The 5,394-nt window shown below is 39.1% G+C and carries 7 protein-coding genes and 1 pseudogene; 2 read left to right on the top strand and 6 right to left on the bottom strand.

Annotation, left to right across the window (positions count from 1 at the left end; all coding sequences use genetic code 11):
* Positions 1–89 precede the first annotated feature (89 nt).
* Positions 90–254, top strand: a pseudogene (locus tag A1019T_RS11890) (helix-turn-helix domain-containing protein); the annotation flags it as partial.
* Between the two features lie 314 nt (positions 255–568).
* On the opposite strand, the gene A1019T_RS11895 reads toward A1019T_RS11890, so the two are convergent.
* The 3 genes from A1019T_RS11895 to A1019T_RS11905 all read right to left on the bottom strand — a co-directional run bounded on the left by A1019T_RS11895 (position 569) and on the right by A1019T_RS11905 (position 2,439).
* Complete coding sequence (locus tag A1019T_RS11895; RefSeq protein WP_143514138.1) at positions 569–922, bottom strand: hypothetical protein; 354 nt, start codon at positions 920–922, stop codon at positions 569–571.
* 143 nt (positions 923–1,065) lie between these two features.
* Positions 1,066–1,779: a DarT1-associated NADAR antitoxin family protein gene (locus tag A1019T_RS11900; protein ID WP_077451849.1), complete on the bottom strand. Its 714-nt coding sequence runs from the start codon at positions 1,777–1,779 to the stop codon at positions 1,066–1,068.
* A gap of 255 nt (positions 1,780–2,034) precedes the next feature.
* Positions 2,035–2,439 (bottom strand): Mpo1-like protein, encoded by a 405-nt coding sequence (locus tag A1019T_RS11905; RefSeq protein WP_077451852.1) that lies wholly within the window; start codon positions 2,437–2,439, stop codon positions 2,035–2,037.
* A 538-nt stretch (positions 2,440–2,977) separates the two neighbouring features.
* On the opposite strand from A1019T_RS11905, the gene A1019T_RS11910 reads away from it, so the two are divergent.
* Positions 2,978–4,243 carry a tyrosine-type recombinase/integrase gene (locus A1019T_RS11910; protein ID WP_077451854.1) on the top strand — a complete coding sequence of 422 codons (1,266 nt, stop codon included), beginning with the start codon at positions 2,978–2,980 and terminating at the stop codon, positions 4,241–4,243.
* A 21-nt stretch (positions 4,244–4,264) separates the two neighbouring features.
* Here A1019T_RS11910 and A1019T_RS11915 read toward each other — a convergent pair whose 3' ends face one another.
* The 3 genes from A1019T_RS11915 to A1019T_RS11925 all read right to left on the bottom strand — a co-directional run.
* Positions 4,265–4,651: a hypothetical protein gene (locus A1019T_RS11915; RefSeq protein WP_077451856.1), complete on the bottom strand. Its 387-nt coding sequence runs from the start codon at positions 4,649–4,651 to the stop codon at positions 4,265–4,267.
* A 53-nt stretch (positions 4,652–4,704) separates the two neighbouring features.
* Positions 4,705–4,908, bottom strand: a complete 204-nt coding sequence (locus A1019T_RS11920) for a PepSY domain-containing protein (protein WP_341864631.1) — start codon at positions 4,906–4,908, stop codon at positions 4,705–4,707.
* 111 nt (positions 4,909–5,019) lie between these two features.
* Positions 5,020–5,394, bottom strand: a 375-nt coding sequence (locus A1019T_RS11925) for an RNA-guided endonuclease InsQ/TnpB family protein (RefSeq protein ID WP_143514140.1), incomplete at its 5' end; no start/stop codon positions are given.

A 5,394-nucleotide genomic window follows, 5' to 3' on the forward strand; every position in this document is an offset into this window, starting at 1 on the left:
TTCGTCACTGTAGGTTCTTACTTTCTTGGTCATGATAAACTCCGATTAATACGCTTAGTTTACCAAGTTTACCTCTACGGTTTCTTCAGCATAGCTCAACTCTTCATAAACTATATAATGACGAGTCTTCTAGGATTGATTTCAATACCATAAATCAATTGTGCGAGTTTTTAGATGTCCAGGTAGGTGACTTATTTGTTTATGAGCCAGACTCTAAGCAAATTGATAAAGGAGAGGTATCTAATGAGGATTAAAAGGGGGGAGTTGGTTAATTTTTACTGAAGTCCAATAACAATACAACTAACTGATTTTTAATAAAAAAATTATTTATCTGGTCACGTTTTGGTCACGCTTTTTTTAATAGTTAAGTATCTAAGCTACCAAAATATGAGGTCATATTTAAAAAAACATTTTTATTAATAAAATATTTGATTCCAATCTATAAAATAGAAAGGTCGGGGTCAATTTTACGGTTGGGGTTTTACTACTTGGGCACGAAAGGGTCACGTTTTGGTCACGTCTCCATCAATTAAGATTTTTAATGTTAAGATATGATTAATAAATTCCTTTATACCTGATAGAAAATCCCTATTAACACACTGATTTTAAACACAAAAAAAGCCTCACTATGAAGTGAGGCTTCTTTAGAATTTGGAGCGGGAAACGAGATTCGAACTCGCGACCCCGACCTTGGCAAGGTCGGGGTTATGGAAGACTGGTTAATTAATGTCAAACGATAACACTGCTTGTCATACTTAGCAACAAAGCCTACCGCTGTTGTAGAGTTTTTTTTGCCTGAGCTATCGACATAGCTAATCTCTAGCGAGTCTTCAGTATCCTGATATTGAATGGTATAGATATATAACCGTTCGGGCTCAAGCTTACCAATGACATCGTGACTGCCCGCATTTAGATAATACACAGTAATATCAAAGACTGTATTGGTATTATGGTTGCTAATTTTAATGGTGCCTTTAGGTTGCTAATGGGCTGAGCAAGCCATCGGCCACCAATAGAGCTATTTTATTAAATTGAGCGAATCGGTTGACTCTCATAGTGAGTATATTAAAACCAACCCTCTTGCAAAAGATGCTCAGTATTACTCAGCTCAAATCCTGTCACCAAATCAAAAAAGGTCCCTGGATCTTCAATACCCTCTAGCAGCTCTCTTTTATGCAGAGCCACAAACATCGCTAGCGAATATGCAGGACAATGGATGTTCTTCTTAGGGTTAAATGAAATGTCCGTAAAGGCTTGATACTGCAGCACTTCTTCGTGCAGGTGTGTGTTTTGTTTTAACGCATTCACATACAGCCAATCATAAAATACCGTTAGAGGCTCTAGCCCCCAAACCATGCCAAAATAGTCATAACCGGTAATATCACCTGACGTTACTAAACGCTCGTCTTTTTTGGCTTGTCTAGGTGCAGCATCCAGTAAATCAACGAATGGCCCGCCTCTTTCAAACATCTTACTCGCTTGATAAGCGTTCTCGACACTATATTGCTTGCCATCGGCTTCATTGGTTATCTTTAGGCTAACTGAACTAAGTGGAAAGCTTAGTTTATTGCCTGATTTGCTAGACAGCTCCAAAACGTTTTTAAAGCCGTATTTCTTTTTGATGACTCGGTGCAAGTCGTTAATGGTTTTTTTCTTTTGTCTGGTCGCAAACCCCACATGATGTTCAATTCTAACCATATCGGTCTTTACCAGATTGTCACTGCCGACTCTTGGCATGAATACTGGTTTTTGTTCTGTCGGGGTTGCTGCTTGTTCCATAACGAGGTGCCTTTGCTTTAATGTACTTGCTATCAATAAATATTATTCAATCTTAGCGAGGCAGTTTAGCTTATTCTCAATGATTTATCTTGTTGTATTTTTTAAGTCTATAACAAAGAATCAAAAGTATACTCATTATAAAAAGTTGACTAAATTTTGAACAATTAATAAGGCGCCTGTATTTGCACAGAACAGGGCAACCACCCTACTTTTAATATTCTGTGCAAATCTGAGAGCAACCAAAATTGGCTAATTTCAGCTAACTTTATCTAGTTTCGGATCTTTTAGACTGACATTGCCGCGTAGGATGTCTGCATACATCCGAAAGTCACTAACAAAGCTTTGAACGGGATATTTAAATGTGGCGGGTTTATTTTTCTCAAAAAAGAAATGACCCACCCAAGCGCAGGCATAACCGGCAGCAATACCTTTAAACACAGGACTGACTCTGCCGGTTTTCAGTGCTGTGGCCAATCCAATTAGCCCAAAGCTACTACCAGCAAAGTGCAATCTTCGAGAGATGACATTTTGGTGCTCTTCTAGGTAAAAGCTATAAAAGCTTTTGTTGGCAGGCTTGGTGGTAATAATATTATAGACAGGCGTGTTCTCTGATGTGACTTCTGATGTTGTTGGGGATTTGTTATCTACTTCATGTTTCATATTAGCATCCTTGCTAGTTGGGTGTTATTTAACTCAATATCCTTGAAATCCAATGGCTTGTCAAATAAAACCCTTTATCTGGATTTTAGGTTAAAAAAATAGGCGCTCAGATTTGCACAGAACAGTACTAAGACCCTGATTTTATAATTCTGTGCAAATACAGGCGCCTATTATTTGACTGAAAATTCGCCTTTTTACCTAATAAACGGTCACTTGGCAGCATTTATGTTCTATTTCATCTATAATAAACCAAATTATCCCCAAGGGATACTTGGGGATGATTTAGTATAAAAGCTATAATAATAAAGGGTTTATATTTTATTTTATGTGGTTTTGGTGTCCAGTTTGGTGTCCAAATAAAGAAGTGATTTGGCACTGGATTTGAGTAGAGATAGTAGCAATGAGAGACAGCGAACGCTGTTTGTTAGGAATACTTTAGCACAATAATTATCTAGATTGTACAAAAATTATTTTATAAAAAGTTGTGCAAAAAACAGGTGCACTTTATCTAACTGATAAAAGCAATAAAGTGAGAAATATGATTATTCATAATAAACGGGACATCAATAGACTTGAGTGCCGTGATAAAGATTACCTAGTTGCGGTGGCTGGTGTGCCGGGGTTAAGTGTACGCACCTACCCTAATGGTAAAAAAGAATATTATCTACGTTATACCCACCCACATCAGCCTAATAAACGTCCACGTATGACTTTGGGCTCTGTAGAGGATATTAGTTTAAACGAGGCTAAAACCAAAGCAGAATCTGTATTAGATATGGTTCGAAATGGCACTGACCCTAAAGCCATACGCCAACAGCAACGGGTTAATAAATACGCTCATCTAAAAAATGCCACTTTTTCTGAGATTGCTGAAGCCTGGAAGGACAATAAAATTAATAGCCGCCGTCAACGCAAATCTGGTAAGCGCTCTTTTAGTGAATCTACCTTAAAGTTTTGCGATCTGTGCTTGGGTTATATGTGTGCTGAGATTGGCGACTTACGTATTAATGATATTACCAGCGAAACCATCCTAAACGTCTGTGAATCTATTCAAAATAACGATAATGAAGCAGCCTTTGTCGGTGCCAGTACCCGTTTATATACAGAAAAAGTATTTTCATTCGCTGTTGCACGGGGTTTGTGCGATAACAACGTTGCCATTTACACCCGTGGAGAATTGGCACCAGCCAACTCTGGTAAACACTTGCCAGCACTGACTAAACCCGATGAGCTTGCTATGTTATTAAGGGATATGTCAGAGTTTACTGCAGCAAGCGAGCTGACCTTGATGGCAATGAATTTATTGCCTTATGTCTTTGTGCGCAGTATCGATCTGCGCTCTATGCGCTGGGATGAGATTGATTGGGATAATAAGCTATGGGAGTTTTCACTTACTAAGGGTGAAGGTCGTGAGGATATGGTCTCAAGCTTGGTAGTGCCATTGGCAGATCAAGTTATCTACCGCCTGCGTGAGATTCAAAAGATAACCGGTTATAAGCCTTATGTATTTGCGTCAATTCGCTCATCAAATAATGCATACATGAGTAAAGCGACCTTGGTTCAAGCCTTTCATCGTCTAGGCTATAAAGGTAAGCACTGTGCACATGGATTTAGGGCATCTGCCAAAACTTTACTGATGGAACAACCTGAACTTCGCTATTCAGACATTGTGACAGAGCTACAGCTTGGCCATAGAATCAAAGATACCCATGGTGGAGCGTATAACCGACTTGATGAGATAGACACACGTACTCAAATGATGCAGCACTGGGCAGACTATATAGACAGCCTGAGCAGTCGTTAATGTAGGCGCTCCCCTACTCTACTAGTCTTTCTTTAGCTTGACCACATTCATGCTTGGATAAGCCAAGTCAATTTTATATTTACTGCCACCACGGTATGCTTTTGTTTTGACAATGCCTTGGCTGTGCTTATAGTCTACCTTTTCAACTCGGTAGCCCATACTGTTTAACTTACGAGTGGCCATTCTCTCTGCATTAACTCGATTGTACTCACTCTTCTTGTGTTTCTTCTTATTTTTCTTTTTATAGTCATCATGCTTTTTATAATCGCCTTTACCATCCGGGTAATAAACGCCTCCATTAGGATGATAAATAGGACCATGTAGGATTAATGGAGTTGATGTACAGCCTGTGGCAACCCCTAAAGTAGCAGCCATAAGGCCTGCTGATAGTAGCTTAATATTTGTCATGAAAACTTACCTCTAAGTATTAAAATAATATTTAAAAAGATGTTTGCAGTAATTTAGTCTTTTTCAATTTTAATGACATTTAGGTTGGGATAGCCGAGTTCAATTTCGTACTCTTGCCCGCCACGTTTGGCTTCAATCTCAAAAATACCACGGCCATTCTTTTCATCTAGTTCAATCTCATCAACACGATAACCCATTGATTGAACCTTTCTTACAGCCTGTCTTTTTATAGCAGGGTAACGAGCTTCTCGTTTAATTCTATCTTCAACATCATCGGCTTTATATTTCTTTTTATAGTCGTTCTTATGCTCTCTATCATGATGTTTGTTGGTTTGGTGTCTATCATCCTTTTGACTTCCTCGCCCTCGCTAAACCGAGGGGATTCCTACAGCTAGACGGTCAAGCCCGACCGCGAGGATGTTCTTAGCAGCATTGATATCTCTATCATGCCATGTGCCACACTCAGCACACCTCCATCCTCTTATTCGCAAGCCTGCTCTACCTTTTGGACTACTGTCACTTATTTTATGGCAGCACGAGCAGGTCTGGGTAGTGTAATTCTCATTTACCATCTCAAGCTGACAACCTGCATGCTTGCATTTATATTCCAGTTGTCGTTTAAGCTCAAACCATCCTGCATCGTATGTTGATTTAGCCAGATTGGTTTTTTTAGTTGTAAATGAGCGAGATTTAACATCACCAACCACAATTAAGCTGTTATCTTTAACAAGCTTGGTGGTGAA

The sequence above is a fragment of the Psychrobacter piechaudii genome (assembly GCF_900162825.1).
Classification (GTDB): Bacteria; Pseudomonadota; Gammaproteobacteria; order Pseudomonadales; family Moraxellaceae; genus Psychrobacter; species Psychrobacter piechaudii.

What these genes read in the sequence shown, in the direction of transcription:
- A1019T_RS11900 (WP_077451849.1), bottom strand. Translation starts at nt 1,779, where the DNA reads ATGGAACAAGCAGCAACCCCGACAGAACAAAAACCAGTATTCATGCCA.
- A1019T_RS11910 (WP_077451854.1), top strand. Translation starts at nt 2,978, where the DNA reads ATGATTATTCATAATAAACGGGACATCAATAGACTTGAGTGCCGTGAT.
- A1019T_RS11905 (WP_077451852.1), bottom strand. Translation starts at nt 2,439, where the DNA reads ATGAAACATGAAGTAGATAACAAATCCCCAACAACATCAGAAGTCACA.
- A1019T_RS11915 (WP_077451856.1), bottom strand. Translation starts at nt 4,651, where the DNA reads ATGACAAATATTAAGCTACTATCAGCAGGCCTTATGGCTGCTACTTTA.